We start from the raw sequence: 25357 nt of genomic DNA on the forward strand, positions 1-25357 counted from the left end.
TGCGTACATATTATGAAGAGTTAATGCCCTATGTATATTATGTGGGAGCAGCTGCAGCGGAAGTTGTTGAAAAATCAAAGGCCATGGCAGAAGTGATGGATGTTCCCTGTTTGGTACATTCTCCACATGGCAGCGGAGATTCCTATAATTATGCAGGCTCCTGTGGTATTCCCAGTATTTTGATTGAGAGAGGATGTACGGGTGTCTGGTCAAAAGAAGAAGTGGAATTGGGAAAAGAAGATGTTAGAAATGTGCTGCGTTATCTTAAAGTCCTGGAGGGAAAGATATCTGAGAGAATCTATAATCCTGTAGATATAGAAAATGTAATTTACAAGAGTGCATCACACACGGGATGCTGGTATCCGATAAAAAAAGCAGGAGATGCCTTGAAAAAAGGAGAAATATTGGGCAGGATTAAGGATTACTTTGGAAATGTACTGGAAACATGCACTGCCGAAGCAGATGGAATTCTGCTCTATCAGGTTGTCAGTTTGTCTATTATCAAAGGCGGCTCCATGGTGGCTTACGGAGGGAATGCAGACTATGGTCAGATAGATAAATGGTGAAAAAGACAAATATTTTCATGATAGTTACTGCTACGATATTTTTTTTATGTAAGTATTTATGTTTTTGTTTATGCTGGACCAGGAATGTTTGCAGAACATTACTGTGATATTGTTTCGTTTTGACTGTTGTTTTACTATTTCAGCCATATTATGTCCTATGTAGTCTGTGAGAACCACGACTATATCCGTATTTGATGGAATTTTTATTTTTCTGTCTCCTTTTTTTCTCCCCGTAACATGTACTATTTTATTAAACCCGTTTTCTCTCAATTTGTTTTTTATTTTTTCAATTCTGTCTCCGCCTACCACTAAAATCCCCATCAGACATACCTCCAATTTTTATTTTTGTAATATAAAAAAGCTATTTTCCTTTTATAAGAAAAATAACTTTTGATAACAGGTTATAGAATAGAATTAGTATTTTTCTTATCTTTCAAAGTAACTTAAAACAATTTAATTCACTTTGCAGGAATTGACACCGGTACATATAAGATGTCCGGTTGTCGGGCTTCAAAGGGCCAGTCCCTCCACCGCTCTTGATAAGAGAACTTTATTAAGTTATATAAATTTTATCATACTACAATATGATCGATAATGCAAATGAATATTGAAATAAGTCAGAATCTTTTAGAATTGAATTTTTTCAAAAAGTGTTGACTCTGACGCCGCGTCATAGTGCAATATATATGTAGAGATTATTTATATCAACAAAGACTTGCAGCCGGCGGAGCGTTAGACAATAGTGATAGTTCTAAAATCAAATTTTGAGGTGTGGAAATGAGAACAGTAAAACAGGTTTCAGATTTGACGGGAATAAGTGTGCGCACACTGCATTACTATGATGAGATAGGATTGTTAAAACCAAGTAAGATTACAGAGGCAGGTTACAGACTTTATGATGACAGGGCTCTTGAAGCTTTACAGCAGATCTTATTTTTTAAGGAGCTTGAATTACCCTTAAAGGAAGTAAGAAAAATTATGACAGAACCAAGCTTCGATAAAATGGAGGCACTAAAAAATCAGAAAAAACTGCTTGTTTTGAAACGCAATAGATTAAACAAATTAATTGGACTTATAAATAAAACGTTGAAGGGAGAAAGCACGATGAGTTTTAAGGAATTTGATATGACCGAATATTATAATGTGTTAGAAGAATTTAAAACAGAAAATAAGACTAAAGTAATTAGGCAGTGGGGAAGCATAGATAAATTTGATGAATTTATTGAAAAAGTTAAAACTAAGGAAACTGAAATTGCCAAAGACGCTGTAAAGCAGTATGGAAGTATAAAAAAATTCACTGAAGCTTTAAAGAAAAATTTAAATAGTGATGTTTTAGCTAAAGCAGAACAGATTGATGAGTTTAAGAAAGATTGCCTTTATGACAGGCATCCTAAATTAAAAGAACTATATAAGAAACTTGTGTTTGATTTAAGCAAAGATCCTTCTTCGTGGGAAATTCAACGGATTGCTGAAGAAATAACTAATACAGTTAAAAAGGATTATGAAGTTTTTAAAGCTGATATGGGAGATTATTACTGGCACAGTATGGTGCAAATTTATTTGGTATTTCCTAAATGGATAGAAGAAGTTGATAAGAAATATGGAAGCGGTGCGTCTAAATTTATAGGAAAAGCTTTGAAAATTTATTCTGAAAATAATTTGCCTAAAATAGATACATTATATAAAAAGCTTGTATCTGATTTAAGCAGAGATCCTTTTTCAAGAGAGATTCAACAAATTGTTTTTGAAATAGCAAATGAAACCAGGCAAATAAATGAAGCTTTGAAAGTATATGAAGGAGAAAATTATTTTGGGTATATGGCAGATTTTTATTTATCAAGTCCTGAATTTATAAAAGCAACAGATAAAAGATATGGAAGCGGTGCATCAAAATTTATAGGAAAAGCCCTAAAATTTTATTCTAAAAACAAGTTGAACTAGGGTAAATTTCTATTATATATTTCATTGAAATGTACAAACTATTGTAGAGGAGATGATAATTTTATGTCCAGAAGAAATAAGATATTGGTCCCCGAAGCTAGAATTGGCATGGAGAAATTGAAGATAGAAGCGGCCAGGGAACTGGCCGAAAATAACAAGAATTCCAGTTCAGTGAATAATTTTTCAGTAGGCGGCCAGATGGTTAAAAAAATGGTTAAAAAATATGAAAAAAAATTAAAGTAATATCAAAAAACCCCGTCCGGAAAGGATGGGGCCTTTTAACTCCATTCAATTTATTTATAAATGTGAACTAAGTTAGCCGGAAAACAATTCTGACTTTTTAGCTGTCTTCCATTGCTTTCTCAATATTTAAAATAAAATCACTGGTTTTTATATCTAAACTTTTGCAGATTTTAAAAATGATATTTAAAGTAGGATTTCGTTTCTGACACTCTATCATGCTTATATAAGTTCTATCAATATTACATTTACGAGCAAGATCCTCCTGGGATAATCCACATTTTATTCTGCGGTTTTTTAAAGTTACAGCAAGTGCATTTTCTAATGTCACATAAACCACCTCTTGAATTTAATTTTAAAAAAAATGTTGCAAATTGTCAGCATACTATAGTCTACAATAAGGGATTTTTATGCTATAATTTAAAAGTGTTTTGAATTATAAACTTTAATTTGTTATTTATAAGAAGGGCGGTTTGAAATTTACGTGATGGATGATAAGGTAAACGATTTGAGAGAGAGATTACATAAATTAATTGAGGAAAAGGCAGACTACAGGGAAATATTAAAGGCAAGTCAGAAATTAGATAAATACATAAATCAAGTCATAAAAAGTACAAGCAGTTAATTATATAAAATATGAGTTTTTATGTTCAAATGTATGAATTTGGGATAATATGTCTGTTAAAGTATTGTTAATTTTTGATGATAATAGTATTCTGTTCTAACGAGGAGTATTTAAATGACTGGCATTAATAAGTATGTTAAAAAACATTGCGGTTGTTGTGATTTTTATAAAATTGGCTATAATTGTAGTTAATACTGCGTTGAATTGCCGGGAGGAGATTGGTTTGAGGAAGGATATGGAAAATATAATAGAAAATATATCAAAAGTTGTTGTTGGTAAAAAACTTGTGATTTTGGATATACTGGAAGCAATTTTGGCGGAAGGACATGTGCTTATTGAAGATGTACCCGGTGTAGGAAAAACTATGTTGGTAAAAGCTTTGAGTAAAAGTCTGAATTTAAATTTCAGCAGAATTCAATTAACACCGGATATACTGCCTTCTGACATATTGGGAGTGTCTGTTTACAATCCCCGAAATTATGAATTCAATTTTAAGAAAGGTCCTATTTTTGCCAATATGGTTTTGGTAGATGAGATAAATAGAGCTTTGCCTAGAACTCAAAGTGCATTAATTGAAGTAATGGAAGAAGGTCAGATCACCGATGGAAATAATACCTATTTATTAGATGCGCCATTTATGGTAATGGCTACAGAAAACCCATTGGAGTATTCTGGTACTTTTCAGCTGCCTGAAGCGGTGCTTGACAGGTTTATGATTAAAATATCTCTAGGATACCCCACAAAAAATGAAGAGATAAAAATGCTTTCCTCCCGTTCTGTCCATGGAAAAAGTCAATTGGACAGCATACTTCCTGTTATGGAACTTGATCAATTGAAGCAGCACCAGGAACAAGTTGGAAATGTGCATGTAAGCAGTGGGATATATGAGTTTATAGTCAATATTGTCCAGAAGACGAGAAGCTGCAATGAATTGCTGTTAGGGGCATCTCCCAGAGCTTCCATTGCACTGTTGAAAATCTCAAAAGCAGCTGCATATGTACATGGGCGGAACTATGTAGTCCCGGATGATGTAAAGGAAAATATAAAAAAAGTACTTTCCCATAGAATAATATTATCGAAAGAAGAAAAATTCAATGGTACTGATACTTCGAAAATTATTGATAACATAATGAAAGAGGTAGCAGTACCTGATGTTAAATACGCATGATAAAATTTAAAATATCGTTTATAGCTGTTTTAGCTTTACTGATTTCAGCTCATTATTTTTATGGGAAAGAAATAATTAACTCTTTACTTCTGGTATTCCTTTCAATACTATTTATCTCATTTATTTCAATGCTTTTCTTAAAAAAATATATAGAGATCAATTTGTGTTTGGAAAGCAAAAAATTTTTTGTGGATGAACAGTCAAAAATCTATTTACATGTAAAAAATAGAGGCTTATTTTTTTATCCTGACATAGGTTTTTTATTTGATTTTTTTAATGTAAGAGAAAAATCAAGTGGAAGTTTTATTTTACCGCCGTTTAAAGAACTTAAAATTGAGTTGAATTGTGAATTTACTGACAGGGGAATTTATAGCTTGAAAAATTGTTTTTTGGAGGTAGGAGATATATTCCTGGTATCTTCGAGAAAAATGAATTTTAGCAATGAACATGATATAATTGTCTATCCCAAGAGGGTGAAACTGCCTTTGAAAATTGAGAGAATTATAGATAGAGCCAGTGAGTACTCAAAAAATAATATGAACTTCTATACTTCGGATACCTATTCATCTATTGATAAATATGCGGCAGGAGATAATTTTAAGGATATACACTGGAAATTAAGTGCTAAAATGAATGAACTGTATGTAAAAAAATTTGATACCGTAAAAAAGCAGGGTATTGAGATATATGTGGATATGACAGATTGCCTGATGCAGCCCAAGGCATTTCACAATATGACAGATGAAAATCTGGTTTCTTTTTCATTATCCATAATAAAATATTTGTTGTGGAAAGGTGAAACTATTTATGTAAACATCGAAAATTTACAAAGCTCTGTTTTTAAATTGGACAAAATTGATGACTATTATTCTATCCTGTCATATTATCTAAAGCACAAAAGTATGGGGAAAAATGATTTTTTCAATAAAGTACTGGGGAAAAAAATGCAAAATGCTGAAGTATACAGGTGTACTTATATAATAACTTATACTATATTGTCCCATAATGTGGAGGTACTTTCCAAAATAAAAAATAATTGTGAAGTTTTAATTGTTTTCGTCCTGGTAGATATTTCATATAAAATAAAAGAATTGTTGTCTCATAGTGGTATAGATGTGGTGGTATTGACTGTTTAAAGGATGTGGTATATTGAGAAAAATTTATATTCCCATGGCTGTAGCAAATATTGTAATGATTATTATTTTAGTTGATAAATCTTATATTGTTGCAGATATTTCCTATAAAAATATTGCATTGGTATTTGCAGTAACTTTGACAGTGTTTGAGTTGACAGGGTACATCATAAATAAAAATAACAAAATTTGTCTATTAGATAAAGTCTACCTACATAGCAATTCAAGTACATCATAAATAAAAATAACAAAATTTGCCTGCCCTTATTGATTGTATTTATTGTATTAGCTGCAGTCATTTTCAGGTACTCTAATTTCATATCATATCTCGACAATTTAAAAAATTTAGCGACAAGAATAGATAATTTGACTAAAACAGCTTCTTCAGTTGATTTTTCATTGATCTACCCATTTTATGTTTTAATTATACCTATATTGACATTTCTTTATTTAATTCTATTTAAATTTAATTTGGGAACAGCAGCAACATTGATCAATACTTTAATATTGGTATTGTATGAGTTATTGGAATTCAATACAGCAGTGAAAACTGTATTGCCTTTATATATTTTTTCAGCTTATATGAATTATAATCCATATAAATTCAGTGTAGAAGTAGAAAAAAATTATGCTAAAAATTTATTTCTCTACTATTTAATAATATGTATTGGATTTTCCTCAGTTATATATTGTTTTGTACCGGATACGTATGGAAAAGAAGCAGATGTCATTCAATATAAATTTAATAATATGATCAACAAAAACCAGGACAGTTCTCATGATTTTGTCAGCATCGGTATAAATACAGGCAGAACATCTATTTTGGGAAAGAAACTGAAGACAAGTGATTATAAGCTTTCGCTGATAAGCGGGGATGTACCTGATTATTTGAGAACCAAGGTATACTATAATTATAATCATGATAGGTGGACAGAAAGCAGGGATCTGATCTTATTGAGAGCTAGACATACATTGAATGTATTGGATTCAGCATCACGCAGCGGACTCATTGAGAAAAATATTGAATACAATAGGGAAAAGACTTCAAAAATTAAAACTATTTCAGTTCAAAATTTGAATGATGATTTCTATAATATTATGATATCACCTAATTTCATTACAGAGATAATCTCTTCGGAAAATTCAGATATTGTTATGTACAGTGATGAAAACTATCTTGCAGGACGGCATCAGACCAAATATGCCATAAACTTTTATGATTATGACGATATTGAGACTTTTGAGGATTATGCCGTGTCAAAATATAGTGAGGATATAAATAGTGTTTACAAAAGCTATAATGTGAATGACAATGCCCTGAATTTTACCAGTTCGCAAAGAGTAAGGGAATTGGCAGATAAAATAACTCTCACGGCTTCCAACAATACTGAAAAATTGAAGCTTATTAAAAGTTATCTGATGAATAACTACAATTATAATTTACAGCCTGATAAAATGGAAAGCAATTCTACAGATTATGTTGATTTCTTTTTATTTGACGGAAAAGAGGGATACTGTACGTCTTTTGCTACGGCTGCTGTAATGCTGTGCAGAGCTGCCGGCATACCGGCTAGATATGTAGAGGGATTTAAAATAAGCGGGGAAAAGGATTATAAGGGCAGGTATATTTTAAGATCCTCTGATGCCCATGCTTGGTGTGAAGTACTCACCTCTGCAGATAAAGGAACGTGGACAATATTGGACACCACTCCGGGTTATGGAGATAATGATGGGGTGAGCAGCACAGAAAACGCTGCTGCAGATAATGATTCTCAAAATAGCAGTGAGCAAAAACAGCCGCAGGAAGAACCTGTGAAAGAAGACAAGCGGACAAATACAGAGAAGAAAATTGAAAACGCCGGTTCCATTAAAAAATTTCAAAAATATAATTATATAGCTACAATAATATGTACAGCTGTTTTACTTGGTACAACCAAAATTTTAAGAAGAAAAATTATACTTAAAAACATAGTAAATAGTGAAGCTGTAATGCCATTGTATACTTTTGTATTGAAAAGATTAAAAACTATAGGGCTGTCAAAAAAAATCTATGAAACTGACAGGGAATTTGCTTTTAGAATAAAAGATAAATTGGATATTAGAGATCTGGTAGAAGATGTATACAGAGAAATATACGGAGGTGAAAAGGTTAATTTGAATAAAAATACTGTCATATTGACTGTAGAAAAAACGGTAAAAAGGAATTCAAACATTTTGAAATACTATATTTTTTTCTGAGATAAATTGTATAAGAGATAAATTTGTAAAAATGTATTGACAAAGATAAAATTATTGTTAAAATAAAATTAGCACTCAAGTAATACAAGTGCTAACAAAATAGCCGGATGACCATAAATTCAAGAGTCATCTGATGAAATATTGAATATTGGATTATATGATAATTGTGACAGTGGTTTTGTGCCCTGTCATTTAGATATTATTAGATATAACTGAAAGGAAATGATAAAATGGCTGTAAAACAATTTAAGGCAGAATCGAAAAGACTGCTTGATTTGATGGTTAACTCAATTTACACAAATAAAGAGATATTTTTAAGAGAACTTATATCAAATGCCAGTGATGCAATTGACAAAAGTTATTATAGGTCGCTTGTTGATGAAAATGTGAACTTCAACAAGGAGGATTTTTTTATCAGAATTACTCCAGATAAGGAGAAAAGAACACTTACAATTACTGACACCGGTATAGGAATGACAGAGGAGGAACTTGAAAATAATCTGGGTACTATTGCAGAAAGCGGATCTCTGGCATTTAAAAGTGAAAATGACATAAAAGATGGTGTGGACATAATAGGTCAGTTTGGAGTTGGCTTCTATTCCGCTTTTATGGTATCTGACAAAGTGATTGTGAAAAGTCGTTCCGTTGACTCGGATAAGGCATATAAGTGGGAATCACAGGGTGCAGAAGGATATACCATTGAACCCTGTGAAAAGGAAACTGCGGGTACTGAAATTATATTGAAAATCAAAGAAAATACTGAAGATGAAAAGTATGATGAGTTTCTGGATGAATATAAAATTAAATCTTTGATAAAAAAATATTCCGATTTTATAAAATACCCAATCAAGATGATGGTTAAAAAGAGCAGACCTAAAAAGGACAATGACAAAGAGCAGGAAGAGTATTTTGAGGATGAAACCTTAAACAGCATGGTTCCTATCTGGAGAAAAAATAAAAATGAATTGAAGCCGGAAGATTATGATCAATTTTATATGGATAAGCATTTTGGATACGATAAGCCTCTCAGAGTGATACATTCCAGTGTAGAAGGTGTAGTCAGCTATAAAACACTGCTGTTTATTCCGGCCAGAGCACCTTATGATTTCTATACAAAGGAATTTGAAAAAGGACTTGAACTCTATTCAAATGGTGTTTTGATAATGGAAAAATGCGCTGATTTACTGCCGGATTATTTTAGCTTTGTCCAGGGACTTGTGGATTCGGCAGATCTTTCTCTTAATATTTCAAGAGAACTTCTGCAGCACGACAGGCAGCTTAAATTCATTGCTAAGAGGATAAAGGATAAAATAAAGAGCGAACTTCTTTTGATGCTCAAAAATGATCGTGAAAAATATATTGAATTTTACAACAGTTTTGGAAAACAACTCAAATATGGGGTTTATTCTGATTTTGGAGCCAACAAGGAAGTACTTCAGGATCTGCTGATGTTCTATTCTTCCACGGAGAAAAAACTTGTAACGTTGGATGAATATGTTTCACGTATGAAAGAGGAGCAGAAATATATATACTATGCGGCAGGTGAGAACATAGAAAAAATTGAAAAACTGCCTCAAACAGAGCTGGTTAAAGACAAGAATTTTGAAATATTGTATTTTACCGATGACGTGGATGAATTTGCCATTAAAATGCTCATGAAATACAAGGAAAAAGAATTCAAATCTGTTTCCAGCAAAGATCTGGGTTTTGACTCTGATGATAAGGAAAGTAAAAAGGAAACCGAGGAAAATAAAGAACTGTTTGATTTTATGAAAGAGGTATTGAAGGATAAGGTAAAAGAAGTCAGGGCTTCAAATAGACTCAAAACTCATCCTGTGTGTCTGGCAAATGAAGGTGAAGTTTCAATTGAAATGGAAAAGGTACTCAAGATGATGCCGAGCAACCAGAATATAAAAGCTGATAAAATCCTTGAAATAAATACCAGCCATGAGATGTTCAAGGCTATCAAGAAGGCATTTGCAGAGGATAAGGACAAATTGAAGATGTACTCCAACCTGCTCTATGACCAGGCGCTTTTAATTGAGGGGCTTCCAGTAGATGATCCTGTGCAGTTTGCCAATAATGTGTGCAGTTTAATTAAATAATCTTATATTTTAGAAAAAACAGGCTCTTTGATTATCAGGGAGCTTGTTTTTGAGTTAGGGATTTTTTAAAATTGTTAGAATAATCAAATTACAACAACGAATATAACAATTATCTCACATTCTTAAATTTTTCTAACAGAAAGGTTTATTTTATATACAAATATAAATGTGGATTTAAGCAGTTTTAAGGTGATATAGTAATAGAATAAAGGTTGGTATGATTATTGCTATAATAAAAATGAGAGGGAGTTTTGATTATTTTATTGATATGAAAGCGATTAAATAGTATACTTATTTATAGTAGTAAATTTACTTCTATATCATATACATAATAGTATTTTTACTACTATGAGATTTCTCCGGAGAGACAAAAAGTTTATTTTATGTTGAATAAGCTTCAATATAGAGCTTTGAAAACGATTTATGATCAGCAATACTTATAAAATTCCCAATATTCCGATACATAAAAAGGTGGTGATTCAGTAAAATATCAGGAATCTATTATTACTTAGTCCATTGATAATTTTGGAAATTATATTTAAGAAATTGAAAAGGAGATTAGAAAAATGATAAGAAAAATTTGCAAAATAATTACGGGATATTTTCCGGTATGGGTGGTCATTGGTTCAGTTTTATCCTTTATATTTCCAACCCATGTTAAGCCCTTAAGTGCCTATACTGCTTATTATCTGGGAACTGTAATGTTCTGCATGGGACTTACTATGACAACCAATGATTTCAAATTGGTATTTTCTCGCCCGCTTGATGTACTGTGGGGTGTTGTACCGCGTTATCTCATCATGCCTTTTGTTGCATTTGCCATATCAAAGCTTTTGCATTTACCGGCTCCTATAGCTGCTGGACTTATTTTGGTTGGATGCTGTCCAAGCGCTGTGGCTTCAAACCTTATGACATTTTTGTCCAAGGGGGATGAGGCTCTTTCAATCACGGTTTCAAGTGTGAATACGGTTCTGGCACCTATCCTTACACCGGCAATTTTTTTGATGCTTGCAGGATCCATGGTTAAAGTAAATGCAGCGTCAATGCTTTTGAGTATTGTAAAAAGTGTAGTTGTTCCAGTTTGTTTGGGAGTATTGCTCCGCAGAATTGCAGATAAACCTGTACAGAAAGTTGTAGAATTTGTACCTGTAGCATCTACAATTGCTCTTATGTTTATCATAACCACAGGTGTTGCAGTGAATGCAGAAAACCTTGCCAGTGTAGCATTTATGGCCTTCCTGGCAGTAGCACTTCATAATGCAACTGGATTGTTCCTGGGATATAATGCTGCACGTAGATTAGGCAAGCTCAGCAAGCGCAAATCCAAGGCAATTGCTTTTGAAATAGGCATGGAGAATTCAGGACTTGCAGTTACACTGGCTTTAATGAATCTAAATCCTCTAGCTGCTATTCCTGGTGCTATTTTTAGTGCTTGGCACAATGTTACAGGTTCTGCCCTGGCAACCTACTGGTCCAATAGAGCGGAAAAGGATGATGCTGTAGATTCTGCAAAAATTAAAGCTGAAAGTTTAGAAAATTAAAATTTATTCTTGCAAGGAGGTTTAGTATGCTTGATATAAAAATGCCGGTAATTCATAGAATAGTTACTGAAGAAAGCTGCAGCTGTTTGTCTGAAAAAGAAATAATTGAGATAGTTCAACATGGAATTGACAGAGAGCTTGAAGGAAAGGATATCAAAGGGAAAAAAATAGGTGTGCTGGCGGGAAGCAGAGGTATACGGGATGTTCAGCTCATTATAAAACAGGTTATAATCAATTTAAAAGCACATGGAGCTGATGTAATTGTTTTACCTGCCATGGGCAGTCATGGAGGTGCAACAGCAGCAGGACAGCGTTCAATTCTGGATCATTACGGCATAAATGAAAAGGAGCTCGGAGTTCCCATAGTGTCAAATATGGAAGTGGAAACCATTGATCACATAGGCAGGCAGCCGGTTTATGTAGATAAAAAGGTGCTGGATCTGGACTATATAGTTCCGGTAAACAGGGTCAAGGCTCATACTGATTTTCACGGTGAACATGAAAGTGGAGTTATAAAGATGCTGGTTATTGGAATAGGGAAACAAGCACAGGCAGAAGCAGTACATCAGCACGGCGCCAATGGACTTAAAAATCTAATTCCAAAAGTGGCCGAAAAGGTATTGGAACATATTCCTCTATTGGCTGCAGTGGCCATTGTTGAAAATAAGAGGGACATGACGGCAGCTGTGGAAGTATTAAATGCCGGAAATATTTTTGAAAAAGATGCAGAACTTCTGAAGTATTCAAAGAAGTTGCTGCCTAAGCTGCCATTGAGCAATCTGGATGTTTTGGTAATCAAGGAGATGGGAAAGAATATCTCTGGTGTGGGCATGGACCCGAATGTAATTGGCCGCATGAGAATTAATGGTATACCTGATGACCCGGGAACTGCAAGCAGAATTGTCATATTGGATTTAACGGAGGAATCTGAGGGAAATGCTCTGGGCATGGGTATTGCCGATGTGACTACAAAAAGGCTTTATGACAAGGTGGATATCCAAAAGACTTACATGAATACCATAACTTCTGGATTTTTGGAGCGCTGTTTTATTCCGGTGGTAGCTCCTACAGACAAAGAGGCAATACGGATAGCTCTGCAGACTTGTGGACGAGCTGTAGATCAGGATACGGCACGTATTATGCTCATAGACAGTACTCTTGAGCTCTCACATATATATATATCTTCAGCGCTGCTGCCTGAAGTTCCCCCTGAATATAAAATTTGTGGAACGGACGTTACAGATGTATTTGACGGGAATGGAAATTTGACATTGTTTTAAAAAATAATCTCCGCAGGATGTTAGAGGGACTGTTTCAAAATTTGAATTTTGAAACAGTCCCTTTTAGCATTAAAGCCGTTCTGGCATTATGATATAATGATCAATATATAGATGTGATATTACTATATTTGAGTTGGAGGAAAAATCAATGAGAATTTTACATACTTCTGATTGGCATCTGGGAAAAAATCTGGAAGGCCACAGCTGCATGGACGAACAAGAAGCTTTTCTTGAAGACTTTGTGAGAATAGTAAATGAGAACAATGTGGATTTGGTTATCGTTGCAGGAGATATTTACGACAGCTATAATCCACCGGCCAGGGCTGAAAAAATGTTTTATGATACATTGAAAAAATTGTCCTCGGATGGAGAAAGAATAACTTTGGTTATATCCGGCAATCATGACAACCCGGATAGATTAGTGGCAGCAGGTCCTCTGGCAAGAGATCATGGAATCATAATGGTGGGTACACCGAAGTCCGTAATTCCCTGCGGAGATTATGGAAAGCACAAAGTTGTAGATTCCGGTGAGGGTTTTGTTGAAATTGAAATAAATGGGGAGAGAGCTGTGATCATTACAGTACCTTATCCAAGTGAAAAAAGATTAAATGAAGTTTTATACAATGAAATGGAAACGGAAAAAGACAAAGTCCTGTCCTACAGCCATAAAATCAAGACTCTATTTGACAACTTAAGTAAAAACTTTAGAGAGGATACCATAAATATTGCGGTTTCCCATTTATTTGCAATGGGAAGTGACCAGGCCGGCTCGGAAAGAAACATTCAGCTTGGTGGAAGTTTTATTGTAGACGGAAGCTGTCTCCCTAAAAAAGCGCAGTACATTGCCCTGGGACACGTCCATAAACCTCAAGCAGTGCCCGGGACCGGAGGGAGGGCAAGATATTCAGGTTCCCCTCTGCAGTACAACAAAAAAGAAATTAGTTTTAAAAAGAAATGTTTTGTAATAGATGTAAAGGCAGGGGAGGACTGCAGTGTCAGGGAAGTTGAATTTAAGACATATAAACCTATAGAAATCTGGAGATGTGCCAGTGTAGAGGAGGCTATCGAAAGATGTAATGAAAATAGTGGCAGCAGCTGCTGGGTCTATATGGAGATAAGCACCGACAGATATATAAGGGAAGATGAAATAAAATTGATGAAGACTGCGAAAAAGGATATATTGGAAATTGTTCCTAAGATAACAGGTGAAAATTGTATTGATGGGGATGTAGACAGTTTTTCACATAAATCCTTTGAGGACATATTCAGGGAGTTTTACATAAAGGAAAGAAAGGTAGAACCTGATCCGGAGATAATAGACCTGCTGATGTCTATTATTGGGGAGGAGGATAATAATGAAACCAATTAAACTTAAAATAAAGGGATTGAACAGTTTCATGGACACCCAGGAAATTGATTTCAAAAAATTGACCTGCAGGGGTATATTTGGCATATTCGGACCTACGGGAAGCGGAAAATCTACCGTACTTGATGGAATCACCCTGGCACTTTACGGTGAGGTCGCAAGAAAAAGCTCCAATTTCATGAATGTTAACTGCACGGATTTGATGGTAAGCTATGAATTCCAGATATCAGATAAGAAAATGAAAATATACAGGGTGGAGAGGGAATTTAAAAGAGAAAGTAAAACCGGAAAAGTGAGGAGTAAATTTGCCAGAATATTGGATATTACTTCTGGCATAGAAGAAATACTGGAGGAAGGAGCCAAAAGCGTAACTGAAAAATGTGAGGAAATACTGGGATTAAAACTTGAGGACTTTACCAGGACCGTAGTGCTTCCCCAGGGAAAATTCAGTGAATTTTTAAGGCTGGAGGGAAAAGACAGAAGGAATATGCTTGAGAGATTGTTCGGACTTCAAAAATATGGAGATGACCTGTCTTTTAAGCTTGGATCAAAGATCAAGAAAGAAAGAGAGAAGGATAATCTCATTCAAGGACGGCTCACCGGCTATGAGGGAATTGATGAAAAGGTTCTGGAAGAAAAGGAGAGAGTTCTTGAGGAAGTAAAAAAACAATATCATCTGTGCGAAACTGAGTACGATGATGTGGAAAGAAAATTTAATACTGCGGGAGAACTCTGGAAGCTTCAAATGGAATTAAATGAAAAAATATCCTGCCAGAAGTCCATGCTGGAAAGGGAAGGCTATATAAATGAATGTGAAAAAAAAGTGGCACTGGCTGAAGGTGCATTAAAGGTCAAACCATATATGGACAGTTATGAAAATACTCTCAGACAGATAAAGATTTTAAAAAAAGAACTTCTGGATCTGAATGGAAGTATGAATAGTATAACACAGCACAAAAGTAAAACAGATGCCAGCTTAAGTGTCATTGAAGAGAAAAGGCACAGGGAGCTGCCGGAATTAAAAGTGAAACAGCAGAAAGTTATGGATGCCATGGCAGAAAATGTAATTCTGGAAAAGCTTCGGAAACAGAAGGAAACCTTGAAAAAAGATATTGATTATCTGAAAAGAGCTCTTCAGGTAAAAAATAATGAAAGAGTGGAGAATAGAAAATACATTGAAAAGCTGTCAGCTGATATACAGCTCAGGGAAGAAAATGTAAATTGCCTTAAGGTCCCTGGAGAGTATAAAAGTAAGGTAGATGAAGGAATTATTGTATTGAAGGATTATGAAATTATAGAGAATCAAAAAAACAGCTTGCTGGAAGATATAAAAAATATCAGTGCAAATATTGAGGATAAACGTAAAAAGGGTGAAATTATACTGGAGAATGTAGAGAAAAAACAAGAGCTGGTAGATAAAGCTGAAAATCAGTTAAAAGAGCTTGTGAAAAATTGCCCGGGAGATGAAAGTACACTTCTGGACTTTCAGAAAAAGGCAGCTGATATAAAAGGTAAATGGGACAGATATGGGGATTACAAGAATATTGTGGAGAAAAGTGAAAAAATTTTACAGAATTTAAATGAAAAATTAAAAAATAAAGTCAGTAAAGAGTCCTCACTGAGAGCTGAAGTTCATATATTGGAGGAAGAAATAAAAAAATTTGAAATACGTAATATGGCAAATACTTTGAGAAATACATTGTCGGAGGGTGATCCATGTCCTGTCTGCGGTTCTGTTTACTGTGGTGGAGTAACTCTGGATAAAATTGATACAGGTGCTGCTGACAAGTTAAAAAGACATTTGGAGGCCAGACAGCAAAAACTTAAGAGCCTGTCTGAAGAAATAATAAAGCTACGTACAAATATTGAATCAGAGAATAGGATTGTAGAAGAAAATAGTAAAAAGATCAGTGAAATGGGAGAAAGTTTTAAATCCACTTCGCTGGAAACTGTGCAAAATGAATTTGTTCAATTGAAAAGCAGAGTTTATGGATTTAATGACAGCAAGTCTGAACTTGACAAAAAAATCAAGCTTTTAAAAGAAGAAAAAAATTCTCTGGATATAGAATACAATAAAATTATTGCAGCACAGAGCCAAAATGAAATACAGCTGAAAAAATTCAAGCTGAATCTGGAGAAGGAAGAGGGAAAACTTAAAATAAGAGCAGAAAAATTATACTCACTTAAAACTGAATTGGGGATTGAAGATTTTAAAGATAAAAAAAATGAGATAAATGAAAAGGAAGGGAAAAAAGCTAAGCTGGAGGCTGAAATAAAAAAATTCAGAGATAACTTGACTGAAGTTCAGTCAAAGTGGGAGGACCTTAGCGGTGAAACTGCCAGTTTGAAGGAGAAATTGAGTGAAAAGCAAACTGAATTTCAGGAAAAAAATAAAAGTATAGTTGAAAAGGAAAACAGTATAAGAAATAAAGTGGGGGAAGGGCTGGATATTCAATATGTCAACAAGCAGATATCAGCACATATAGATAAGATAGAAATTGAATATGCAAAAATCAAAGAAGACAGTAAAAAGGTACAGGTGAAGTATGATGAATATAAAAACATGATAATAGCATGTCAGAGTAATTTGGTGAACTACAATGAGATGAAGTCAGATGAGAGTAAAAAACTTGACAGGGTTTTGAACGAGCAGCACTTTGAAAATACTTACCAGGTCAGGAAAAATTTCATGAATATAATTGAGATAAATAAAATTAATGAAGAGGTAGAGCAGTACAGGGATTCTCTGGCTAAATTGAAGGGCACCATAGAAAACATCCATGGGAAAATAGGGGAAAGGACCCTGAAGAAGGAGCAGTGGCTTGAAATAGGATATATCAAAGATAAAAAAAGCCGTCAGTTGAAGGAGCTGTATGAGAAAAAAATAAAACTGCAGGAAGAAGTTAATTCTATGAGAACAAAGCTTCTTCAATTGAAGTATATTCTAAAGGAGAAGAAAAAAATTGAACATAAACTGGCGCTTCTGGATGATCTGGAAAAATTATTTAAGGGAAAGAAATTCGTGGAATTTGTTGCAGGCAACCAGCTGAAATACATATCTCTGGAGGCAGATAAAAAGTTAAAGGAAATCACCTGCGGAAACTATGGGCTGGAGGTTGATGGAGATGGCAGATTTTTTATAAGGGATTATAAAAATGGAGGTAAAAAAAGAGATGCATCTACCTTGTCAGGAGGGGAAACTTTTGTAACTTCCCTGGCACTGGCACTGGCGTTGTCCTCACAAATACAGTTAAAGGGCAGGGCGCCTCTGGAGCTGTTCTTTTTAGATGAAGGCTTTGGTACGCTGGATGAAAATTTACTTGAAATAGTTATGGATTCCCTGGAGAAGATCCATAATGACAGATTATCCATAGGGATAATAAGTCATCTGGAGTCCATAAAGGAGAGAATGCCGGTGAGACTCATAGTTACCCCGGCTGAATCTGGTATGGGAGGGAGCAGAATTAAAATAGAATTGAACTAAAATATTAGGGCTATTACATAAGTCCAGTCGTATATTATAATGGATATAATATATCTGAATGATGTTGGGGGGAATTTATTGTGAAAAGTATAAGAAATATATCCGCTGTAGGAATGGGAGCTATCGGCTGTGCCTATATCAGCAAATTGTATGATCTGGATCCTGCGGGATTGAAAGTTATAGCAGGTGGGGAAAGGGCTGAAAGGTATAGAAAACATGGATTTATAATAAATGGCAAGAGGTATGATTTTACATATGTAGCACCAGAGGAAAAAACTGAACCTGCAGATTTGATTATTGTTTCAGTAAAGTCAAATCAACTTTGTCAGGCTGTGGAGGATATGAAAAATCAAGTTGGGAAAGATACAATTATAATATCTCTCATGAATGGAATTACCAGCGAAGAGATAATAGGAGAAAAATATGGAATGGATAAAACGCTCTATGCCCTCTGTATTGCCATTGATGGAAACCGAAAGGGCAATGAGATCTCCTTTTCCAGTTACGGAAATATAGTTTTTGGCGAAAAAACAAATAATATTTACTCGGAAAAGGTACAGAGGGTAAAAGAACTTTTTGACAGGGCAGATATAGCCTACAGCATTCCAGAGGATATGATGCACTCCCTGTGGTATAAATTTATGATCAATGTGGGGATAAATCAGGCCTCAGCAGTTGTAAGAGGGGATTACGGAGTATTTCAATCTGTAGGTGCGGCGAAAGAGCTTATGGAATCTGCCATGTGGGAAGTGGTAAATTTATCCCACAAAATTGGCATAAATTTAAGCGGGCAGGATATTGAAAAATGGAATAAGGTACTTGCTACCATGCCTCCCCGCAGCAATACTTCAATGTGTCAGGATATTGAATATGGCAGAAAAACTGAAGTCGATATATTCGCAGGAACTGTATGCAGACTGGGAGAAAAATATGGAGTAGATACTCCGGTAAACAGGACACTTTTGAATATAATAAAGGCAGTGGAGTGGAGCAATGATTTAAAAATGTAAGTTTTATAGGAGAAAGCAGATGGAAGAGGATTATAAAGATCTTAAAATTGCAGAAAAGAGAACCAAGGTAAATGTGGTAGTATATGTGTTTTTATCTTTATTTAAGCTCGGTATAGGATATTTTTTTCATTCCAGAGCTCTTTTTGCGGACGGCATTAATAATTCCACGGATATAATAGCTTCCTTAGCCATTGTTATAGGACTTAAAATATCCAGAAAGCCTGCAGATGAGGATCATGCCTATGGACATTTGAGAGCCCAGACGGTATCCACTCTTGTTGCTTCTTTGATAATGATAGCTGTAGGAGCAGAGGTTTTTTACAATGCAGTGTACTCCACCATATTTTTCAAGGCCAAGGCACCGGATATGATATCCGCATTGGTTTCCATTGTATGTACTGTACTGGTATATGTAGTGTACAGGTACAACAGGAAAGTGGCGGTTAAAATTAAGAGTCTGGCACTTATGGCTGCTGCAAAGGACAATCTTTCTGATGCCTGGGTCAGCCTTGGAGCTGCCTGTGGAATTATAGCATCACAGTTTGGTTTTCCTTGGATAGATCCACTGGCAGCAGTAATAGTGGGAATACTGATAATAAAAACAGGCATGGGAATTTTCAAGGAGTCCGCCCAAAGTTTAACTGATGGTTTTGACAGCAGGCAGCTGGATGCCATAGTTGAAAAAATAAATAAGATTGAAGGTGTAGACAGCGTCAAGGATATAAAAGCCAGGGTACATGGAAATAATATTTTACTTGATATCATAATAGTAGTCAGCTCTAAATTGACCGTATTGGAAAGTCATAGGATTACGGAAAAAATAGAAAGTATGCTGAGCAGTAAATTTAAAATAAAATATGCAATTATACATGTAGAGCCGGCTTTAAAATGATTTTTATACTATCTTGAATTTTTTAAGACTTAATGAATTCAATAAAACTGATATGGAACTAAAGCACATCGCAGCAGCTCCAATAACAGGATTCAGATGTCCGGTCACTGCGGCGGGTATTGCAATTATGTTATAGATAAATGCCCAGAATAAATTTTGTCTTATTTTTCTCATTGTCATTTTTGAAAGCTTTATTGCATTTGGCAAAGCTCTCAAATCATCCCTCAGCAATATTATATCTCCGGTTTCAATAGCTGCATCAGTACCTGTCCCCATGGCAAAACCTATATCTGCAGTAGCCAGGGCAGGTGAGTCGTTTATTCCATCACCTACCATGGCAACTATATTTCCTTTACTTTTTAATTTGGCCACTTGCGCTGCTTTATTTTCAGGCTGAACCTGTGCTATTACATTTTCTATACCAAGCTTGTCTGCAACAAAAAGAGCAGTGTCTTTGTTGTCACCTGTAAGCATGTACACTTCTATTTCCATATTTTTAAGGGAGGCCACAACGTCTTTCGAATTGTCTTTTATTTTATCCGAAAGGGCAATGGAGCCGGCCAGGATATTGTCAACTGATATCAGAATGGTTATTTTACCCTGTTTTTGTAAATCATTTGATTCATCTCCAAGTGTATGTAAATCTACGGAATGTTCGGCTAAAAATGTTCTGGTACCTATAAGCAGGGTCCTGCCGTCCATAACTGCGGTTATTCCATTTCCTGGAACAGCTTCGAATTTGGACACTTCTTTTAGATTATACTTACAGCTGTTTACGGTATATTTGTATACAGCATTTCCAATAGGATGTTCAGAAAGCTTTTCGGCAGAGGCTGCTAAAATCAATAAATCCTTCTTGTTATTGATGCCCAGAGTTTGGAGCTTTTTACTGTTGAACAGTGTAATATCGGATACCTCAAGCTTTCCGGCGGTGAGAGTTCCTGTCTTATCAAATACCACCGTATTGATTTTGGAGGACAATTCCAGTTTCTCTCCATTTTTAATTAATATTCCATTCTCAGCACCTTTTCCCATTCCAACCATCAGCGCTGCAGGAGTTGCAAGACCAAGTGCGCACGGACAGGATACCACCAAAACTGATACGGCATTGATTATGGCAATACTTATGATAAAAAACTGGTGATTTAAAATTATAAAATACCATATTATAAAAGTAATTAATGATATGATAAGCACCGCAGGAACGAAAATGCCGGATATTTTATCTGCGATTTTTTGAATAGGTGCTTTACTTTCCTGAGCCTCTTCAACTAATCTCATAATATTTGAAAACACAGTATCACTGCCCACTTTAGTAGCTTTAAAGCTGAAGGTACCATTTTTGTTTATTGAAGCGCCTGTTACAACATCACCCTTCTTTTTTTCAACAGGCAGGCTTTCTCCTGTAAGCATGGATTCGTCCACAGAGGAAAAACCGCTGATAATGACTCCATCCACAGGTATTTTTTCTCCAGGTTTTACCATTAGTACATCTCCTATGGATACTTTTGATACGGGAACTGCGTGTTCTGAATTGTCTTTTATTACTCTGGCCGTTTTGGGTTGAAGCCTGCTTAAAGCTTTTATAGAGCTGGCAGTTCTGCTTTTGGCCATGGCTTCCAGATATCTTCCCAGAAGTACAAGAGTAATTATAGAAACGGAGGATTCGAAATATAAATTTATCATTCCCAGGGTATATGTTAAAGTTTGAAACAGTGCTATATACACACTGTAGAAATATGCAGCTGTAGTACCTATTACAACCAGCAGATCCATAGTGAAGGCTTTGGCCTTTAGTGCATAAAAGGAACTTTTGTAAAATCTGAAACCTATTATAAACTGTACTATAGTTGCTATTACAAGCTGAAATTTCCAGTTGTGAAGCTGGGAGGATTTAAATCTCAAAGTTTCAATAAAATTTCCCCATTTACCAGCTGAAGCAGGATCAAAACTACTGTGGCAAAAGCCCGTGGTTCCAAGTATCATTCCCAGTATCAGCGGAGCACTTAAAATAGCGGAGGCTATGAATAGATTTCTGAGTTTGTTTCTTTCGATTTCTTCTCTTGAAAGGTTCGTACTGGACGATTTTTCATTTCCTTCATCCACTGAAAAACCCAGCAGCTCTATTTTCTCCTTTATGGCGTCCAGAGTTGTTTTATTGTTGTCATATTGAAATCTTGCCTTTTCAGTGGCATAACTCACATTTATTTTATTTATGCCTTCAATTTCATCCACAGCAGACTCTATTGTAATAGCACATAGAGTACAGGTCATACCATAAACTTTTAATGAGCCGTTTTTAATCACGTTTAACACTTCCTTTAATTTTGAACAAAATTAAAGACCAGCAATCCATTAAATGAACTACTAGTCTCCAGTTTTCTGGTCAACAAAATACAATTTCCTGTATTCTATCACGCTTCTGAATTTATGTCAATAATTTAGAAAAGTTAGAATATTTACAGTTAAAGTGTTCAATTAGGTAATTTGCATGAAATTATATAAAATTATTTACAATTTATTAATAAATTTTACATGCAATATGCACAGAACAATTAATTGACAATTGTAAAAAGCTCTATTATTATAAATGAAAAATAGTATATGATAACAGGTGGAGAAAAGTATTTCTTGTAAACAGACTCCATCTGAACCTAAGAATCACTTGATAATTTTTGGAGGAATGGTATGGATGAAAATCAGTTTAAGGAACAGATTGACAATATCCTATATTTTTGTCACTATTGTTTGTGTATTTTTAATAAGTATCTTGATGAATGTGATGCTGGAGAAACAATTTAGAATGTATACCAGACAAAATCAGCAGCGATCAAATTTGGAATTAGCTGGTTTAATAAGCAAACAATATAGCGGAGGAACATGGAACCGCAGTGTAATTGACAATATAGGAGTCAATTATATAGAGCGGGAATGTTTATAAAGGTAAGCGATATCCACAATAGAGTAATTTGGGATGCCACTGTCCACAATAATGGCTTATGCAAAAAAATGCTGGATGATATGTGGAAAAATATGAATAAATACTATCCTCACTGGAATGGAGAATATAAAGTTGAATCTTATCCTGTTTACGATGGTAAAACAAAAATAGGGACAGTAGTTGTAGGGCATTATGGACCATTTTACTATAACAATACGGATCTTGCCTTTATCTATACATTGAAAAATAGGATTCTCATATTTGCTTTTATATTTTCACTTCTCTTCACTGAAATATTTGGAACTATCATGGCACGGATGCTCAGCAGGCCAATTGCCAGGGTGGTTAGGGCAGCTGAGAATATTTCCAGAGGGTATTTTAAAAACAGAATAGATGAAAGATCCGGCACAAAGGAAATTTATATGCTCACTTCCGCTATTAATAACATGGCAGGTACCCTGGAATCACATGAGATATTGAGAAAAAGGATGTCGGACGATATTGCTCATGAACTCAGAACCCCTCTTGCAACTCTCCAAAGTCACATGGAAGCTATGATTGATGGCATATGGGAATCGGACAAGAACAGACTTAAAAGCTGCTATGAAGAAATAATAAGGCTTGCAAGCTTGGTGGGGGAGCTGGAAATGCTGGGAAAATGGGAAAATGAAAATGGCAGATTGAATAAAATCAGGTATGATCTGTGTGAGCAAATAGAAAAGATAGTATTCAATTTTCAAGCAGAGTTCAAAAATAAAGGAGTCAGAATAAAATTTTGCGGGAAAAGACAGGAGATATTTGCTGAAAAAGATAAGATAAGCCAGGTAATAATCAATCTTATATCCAATGCACTCAAATATACCCCCCGGGATGGATTGGTGACAATAAATGTAGAAAATACAGAAAGTATGGTAAAAATGATTATAAAGGATACTGGCACAGGCATTTCCAATGAAGATCTGCCATTTATATTTGACAGATTTTATCGTGCTGATAAATCACGGAACAGGTTGACCGGTGGAAAAGGAATAGGACTAGCTATAGCAAAAACCATTGTAGAACTTCATCAGGGAAAAATAGATGTAAAAAGCAAACTCAATGAGGGAAGTGAATTCATAGTTTCTCTTCCTAAAGTTTAATTAATAAATCATTAACAATTTATACATGCAAACTACATAATAATTTATTTTTTATATTGACAACTGATAAAAATCATATTATTATATAACTCATAACAAATATGCTATTTGATAGCTAACTAGAAAACTAGAGGCTGGAATTTTCTTTTTATAAAAAGAAAATTCTGGCCTTATTTTATTAAAATTTTAGGGGGAATGAAACTATGAAAAGTAAAAGAGTATTATCGCTGCTGCTCTCAGTAAGTTTGGCAACTACAACTTTGGGAAATGTCATAAGTTCAACAGTTGTCAGAGCGGCTTCATCAGGGCAGGTAACACGAATAGGCGGGCAGGACAGATATCAAACAGCTGCTCAGGCTGCCCTGTCGAATTGGAGTACTTCAGACAATGTAATTCTAGTGTCGGGTGAGAGCTATGCAGATTCCGTAAGTGCCTCCGTACTGGCTAAAGAATTAAATGCACCAATTCTTTTAACCAATTCAAACACTTTGAATTCATATGCAGAATCCGCGCTTTCTGCATTGAAACCCAAAAACGTGTATATTGTTGGAGGTGAAGGGGTGATTTCCCGGGAAATCAGGGATTTGTTGAAGAAATCATATTCTGTTATCGAACTTGGAGGTTCCAATAGGTATGCTACCAATACAGCCGTAGCTGATGAACTTGTAAAACAGGGAGTAGATCCTTCTAATGTAATATTGGTTGGAGGTCAGGGTTTCTCAGATGCACTGACAGTATCTTCTATTGCAGCTTCAAAAGGAGAAATACTGCTGCTGGGTGATAATGATTCAGATGATCTGGCTTCAGTAACAAATTTCATAAATTCCCATAAATCAAGTGTTACTGTGATTGGTACAAGTTCTACTATAGATGACAGTACATATAAGGCTGTTAATGGAGCGGAGAGGATAGAAGGTGGAAAAGACAGGTTTGATACGAACCTGAAAGTGCTCGCTTCATTTAAAAATTATATAAAGGCAGATAAAGTTTATGTAGCCAATGCCGGTGGAGATAGCTATGCAGATGCACTGGTGGCATCAGTTTTGGCAGGAAAGAATAATTCTCCCCTGGTATTGTTGGACAATGAAAGCTCCAGTGCCACGGTAAATGCCCTTGATTATCTAAAATCAAACTTGAATTCATCATCAGAGATTGAGATTTTAGGAGGTGTAGGAGTTATTTCAGAAGAACTGGAGAATAAGATAAACAATTCACTGCCGACAGAAAATTCAGAGCCTCAGGTACAAACCTTCACGGGATATATAACTACAGAAGATGATCATGCGGCTTCACTTGGTGAAGATACAGCAGACATGGTATATATGAAAATGATGGCATTGTCCGGTCTTGGTGTAACCCTTAAAGACAACAGCGGCAACTGGATTTTTTATTATTTCGATGGAGATATTTCCACAGACAACAAAGATGGAGACGGAGGAAGCTGGAAGTTCAACGGCACGGGATCCCAGCTGAAAGCATGGAACATAGTTGAAGAACAGGTTAAGCGCAGCAATGGAGAGGACAAGATGAAACCAGTACCTGTTACAGTAACGGGAGTACTGGATGGAAGCACTCAGACCAATCCAGGCCCTGATGCGGATGGAATTGATTATCCGGTAATAAAAGTACAGTCCATAACTGCAAATTAGAGTATCAGTTATTTTTACTGATAAGCTCATAAGGAGGGT

21 protein-coding genes and 1 riboswitch are annotated in these 25357 nt (G+C 35.2%); of the genes, 18 read left to right on the top strand and 3 right to left on the bottom strand.

Going from position 1 to position 25357, the window contains the following annotated elements:
* Positions 1-23: 23 nt before the first annotated feature.
* The gene (locus tag CLLU_RS07870) at positions 24-566 is read left to right on the top strand and encodes a succinylglutamate desuccinylase/aspartoacylase family protein (protein ID WP_242977517.1); all 543 of its coding nucleotides are present in this window, start codon (positions 24-26) and stop codon (positions 564-566) included.
* A gap of 30 nt (positions 567-596) precedes the next feature.
* Here CLLU_RS07870 and CLLU_RS07875 read toward each other — a convergent pair whose 3' ends face one another.
* Positions 597-887, bottom strand: coding sequence for a DUF2325 domain-containing protein (locus CLLU_RS07875; protein WP_106009194.1), 291 nt, complete (start codon positions 885-887; stop codon positions 597-599).
* A gap of 102 nt (positions 888-989) precedes the next feature.
* Positions 990-1112: riboswitch (SAM riboswitch) on the bottom strand.
* A gap of 231 nt (positions 1113-1343) precedes the next feature.
* On the opposite strand from CLLU_RS07875, the gene CLLU_RS07880 reads away from it, so the two are divergent.
* Both CLLU_RS07880 and CLLU_RS07885 read left to right on the top strand, forming a co-directional pair.
* Positions 1344-2507, top strand: a complete 1164-nt coding sequence (locus CLLU_RS07880; RefSeq protein WP_106009195.1) for a MerR family transcriptional regulator — start codon at positions 1344-1346, stop codon at positions 2505-2507.
* Between the two features lie 63 nt (positions 2508-2570).
* Positions 2571-2750, top strand: coding sequence for a small, acid-soluble spore protein, alpha/beta type (locus CLLU_RS07885; RefSeq protein ID WP_106009196.1), 180 nt, complete (start codon positions 2571-2573; stop codon positions 2748-2750).
* Between the two features lie 97 nt (positions 2751-2847).
* On the opposite strand, the gene CLLU_RS07890 is transcribed toward CLLU_RS07885, so the two are convergent.
* Complete coding sequence (locus tag CLLU_RS07890) at positions 2848-3078, bottom strand: helix-turn-helix domain-containing protein (RefSeq protein WP_106009197.1); 231 nt, start codon at positions 3076-3078, stop codon at positions 2848-2850.
* A 156-nt stretch (positions 3079-3234) separates the two neighbouring features.
* On the opposite strand from CLLU_RS07890, the gene CLLU_RS07895 reads away from it, so the two are divergent.
* From CLLU_RS07895 to CLLU_RS07950, 12 genes are all read left to right on the top strand, one after another.
* Positions 3235-3372: an aspartyl-phosphate phosphatase Spo0E family protein gene (locus CLLU_RS07895; RefSeq protein ID WP_242977520.1), complete on the top strand. Its 138-nt coding sequence runs from the start codon at positions 3235-3237 to the stop codon at positions 3370-3372.
* 223 nt (positions 3373-3595) lie between these two features.
* Positions 3596-4540: an AAA family ATPase gene (locus CLLU_RS07900; protein ID WP_207655961.1), complete on the top strand. Its 945-nt coding sequence runs from the start codon at positions 3596-3598 to the stop codon at positions 4538-4540.
* A gap of 167 nt (positions 4541-4707) precedes the next feature.
* Entirely contained in the window at positions 4708-5676 is a 969-nt protein-coding gene (locus tag CLLU_RS07905; RefSeq protein ID WP_242977518.1) for a DUF58 domain-containing protein, read from the top strand.
* 13 nt (positions 5677-5689) lie between these two features.
* Positions 5690-5911 (top strand): hypothetical protein, encoded by a 222-nt coding sequence (locus CLLU_RS07910; RefSeq protein WP_106009200.1) that lies wholly within the window; start codon positions 5690-5692, stop codon positions 5909-5911.
* A gap of 128 nt (positions 5912-6039) precedes the next feature.
* Positions 6040-7911 (top strand): transglutaminase-like domain-containing protein, encoded by a 1872-nt coding sequence (locus tag CLLU_RS07915; RefSeq protein ID WP_106009201.1) that lies wholly within the window; start codon positions 6040-6042, stop codon positions 7909-7911.
* Between the two features lie 230 nt (positions 7912-8141).
* The gene (htpG, locus tag CLLU_RS07920; RefSeq protein ID WP_106009202.1) at positions 8142-10016 is read left to right on the top strand and encodes a molecular chaperone HtpG; all 1875 of its coding nucleotides are present in this window, start codon (positions 8142-8144) and stop codon (positions 10014-10016) included.
* 566 nt (positions 10017-10582) lie between these two features.
* Positions 10583-11557: a bile acid:sodium symporter family protein gene (locus tag CLLU_RS07925; protein WP_106009203.1), complete on the top strand. Its 975-nt coding sequence runs from the start codon at positions 10583-10585 to the stop codon at positions 11555-11557.
* 26 nt (positions 11558-11583) lie between these two features.
* The gene (locus CLLU_RS07930; protein WP_106009204.1) at positions 11584-12837 is read left to right on the top strand and encodes a nickel pincer cofactor-dependent isomerase, group 22; all 1254 of its coding nucleotides are present in this window, start codon (positions 11584-11586) and stop codon (positions 12835-12837) included.
* Positions 12838-12985: 148 nt separating this feature from the next.
* Entirely contained in the window at positions 12986-14206 is a 1221-nt protein-coding gene (locus CLLU_RS07935; RefSeq protein ID WP_106009205.1) for an exonuclease SbcCD subunit D, read from the top strand.
* On the top strand, positions 14193-17687 hold the full coding sequence (locus tag CLLU_RS07940) for an AAA family ATPase (RefSeq protein WP_106009206.1): 3495 nt from the start codon (positions 14193-14195) through the stop codon (positions 17685-17687). Before CLLU_RS07935 ends, CLLU_RS07940 begins: the two co-directional genes overlap by 14 nt.
* A gap of 80 nt (positions 17688-17767) precedes the next feature.
* Positions 17768-18697, top strand: a complete 930-nt coding sequence (locus CLLU_RS07945; RefSeq protein ID WP_106009207.1) for a ketopantoate reductase family protein — start codon at positions 17768-17770, stop codon at positions 18695-18697.
* Between the two features lie 19 nt (positions 18698-18716).
* Positions 18717-19589 (top strand): cation diffusion facilitator family transporter, encoded by an 873-nt coding sequence (locus CLLU_RS07950; RefSeq protein ID WP_106009208.1) that lies wholly within the window; start codon positions 18717-18719, stop codon positions 19587-19589.
* A gap of 3 nt (positions 19590-19592) precedes the next feature.
* Here CLLU_RS07950 and CLLU_RS07955 read toward each other — a convergent pair whose 3' ends face one another.
* Complete coding sequence (locus tag CLLU_RS07955; RefSeq protein ID WP_106009209.1) at positions 19593-21896, bottom strand: heavy metal translocating P-type ATPase; 2304 nt, start codon at positions 21894-21896, stop codon at positions 19593-19595.
* Positions 21897-22281: 385 nt separating this feature from the next.
* On the opposite strand from CLLU_RS07955, the gene CLLU_RS19600 reads away from it, so the two are divergent.
* From CLLU_RS19600 to CLLU_RS07965, 3 genes are all read left to right on the top strand, one after another.
* Positions 22282-22530: a hypothetical protein gene (locus CLLU_RS19600; RefSeq protein ID WP_477099999.1), complete on the top strand. Its 249-nt coding sequence runs from the start codon at positions 22282-22284 to the stop codon at positions 22528-22530.
* A gap of 92 nt (positions 22531-22622) precedes the next feature.
* Positions 22623-23669 (top strand): sensor histidine kinase, encoded by a 1047-nt coding sequence (locus CLLU_RS07960; RefSeq protein WP_477100000.1) that lies wholly within the window; start codon positions 22623-22625, stop codon positions 23667-23669.
* Positions 23670-23872: 203 nt separating this feature from the next.
* Positions 23873-25318, top strand: coding sequence for a cell wall-binding repeat-containing protein (locus CLLU_RS07965; RefSeq protein WP_106009210.1), 1446 nt, complete (start codon positions 23873-23875; stop codon positions 25316-25318).
* Positions 25319-25357 lie beyond the last annotated feature (39 nt).

It is taken from the genome of Clostridium luticellarii, from assembly GCF_002995845.1.
Classification (GTDB): Bacteria; Bacillota; Clostridia; order Clostridiales; family Clostridiaceae; genus Clostridium_B; species Clostridium_B luticellarii.

What these genes read in the sequence shown, in the direction of transcription:
- CLLU_RS07925 (WP_106009203.1), top strand. Translation starts at nt 10,583, where the DNA reads ATGATAAGAAAAATTTGCAAAATAATTACGGGATATTTTCCGGTATGG.
- CLLU_RS07885 (WP_106009196.1), top strand. Translation starts at nt 2,571, where the DNA reads ATGTCCAGAAGAAATAAGATATTGGTCCCCGAAGCTAGAATTGGCATG.
- CLLU_RS07935 (WP_106009205.1), top strand. Translation starts at nt 12,986, where the DNA reads ATGAGAATTTTACATACTTCTGATTGGCATCTGGGAAAAAATCTGGAA.
- CLLU_RS07940 (WP_106009206.1), top strand. Translation starts at nt 14,193, where the DNA reads ATGAAACCAATTAAACTTAAAATAAAGGGATTGAACAGTTTCATGGAC.
- CLLU_RS07930 (WP_106009204.1), top strand. Translation starts at nt 11,584, where the DNA reads ATGCTTGATATAAAAATGCCGGTAATTCATAGAATAGTTACTGAAGAA.
- CLLU_RS07965 (WP_106009210.1), top strand. Translation starts at nt 23,873, where the DNA reads ATGAAAAGTAAAAGAGTATTATCGCTGCTGCTCTCAGTAAGTTTGGCA.
- CLLU_RS07950 (WP_106009208.1), top strand. Translation starts at nt 18,717, where the DNA reads ATGGAAGAGGATTATAAAGATCTTAAAATTGCAGAAAAGAGAACCAAG.
- CLLU_RS07880 (WP_106009195.1), top strand. Translation starts at nt 1,344, where the DNA reads ATGAGAACAGTAAAACAGGTTTCAGATTTGACGGGAATAAGTGTGCGC.
- CLLU_RS07960 (WP_477100000.1), top strand. Translation starts at nt 22,623, where the DNA reads ATGAATAAATACTATCCTCACTGGAATGGAGAATATAAAGTTGAATCT.
- CLLU_RS07875 (WP_106009194.1), bottom strand. Translation starts at nt 887, where the DNA reads ATGGGGATTTTAGTGGTAGGCGGAGACAGAATTGAAAAAATAAAAAAC.
- CLLU_RS19600 (WP_477099999.1), top strand. Translation starts at nt 22,282, where the DNA reads ATGAAAATCAGTTTAAGGAACAGATTGACAATATCCTATATTTTTGTC.
- CLLU_RS07895 (WP_242977520.1), top strand. Translation starts at nt 3,235, where the DNA reads ATGGATGATAAGGTAAACGATTTGAGAGAGAGATTACATAAATTAATT.
- CLLU_RS07870 (WP_242977517.1), top strand. Translation starts at nt 24, where the DNA reads ATGCCCTATGTATATTATGTGGGAGCAGCTGCAGCGGAAGTTGTTGAA.
- htpG (WP_106009202.1), top strand. Translation starts at nt 8,142, where the DNA reads ATGGCTGTAAAACAATTTAAGGCAGAATCGAAAAGACTGCTTGATTTG.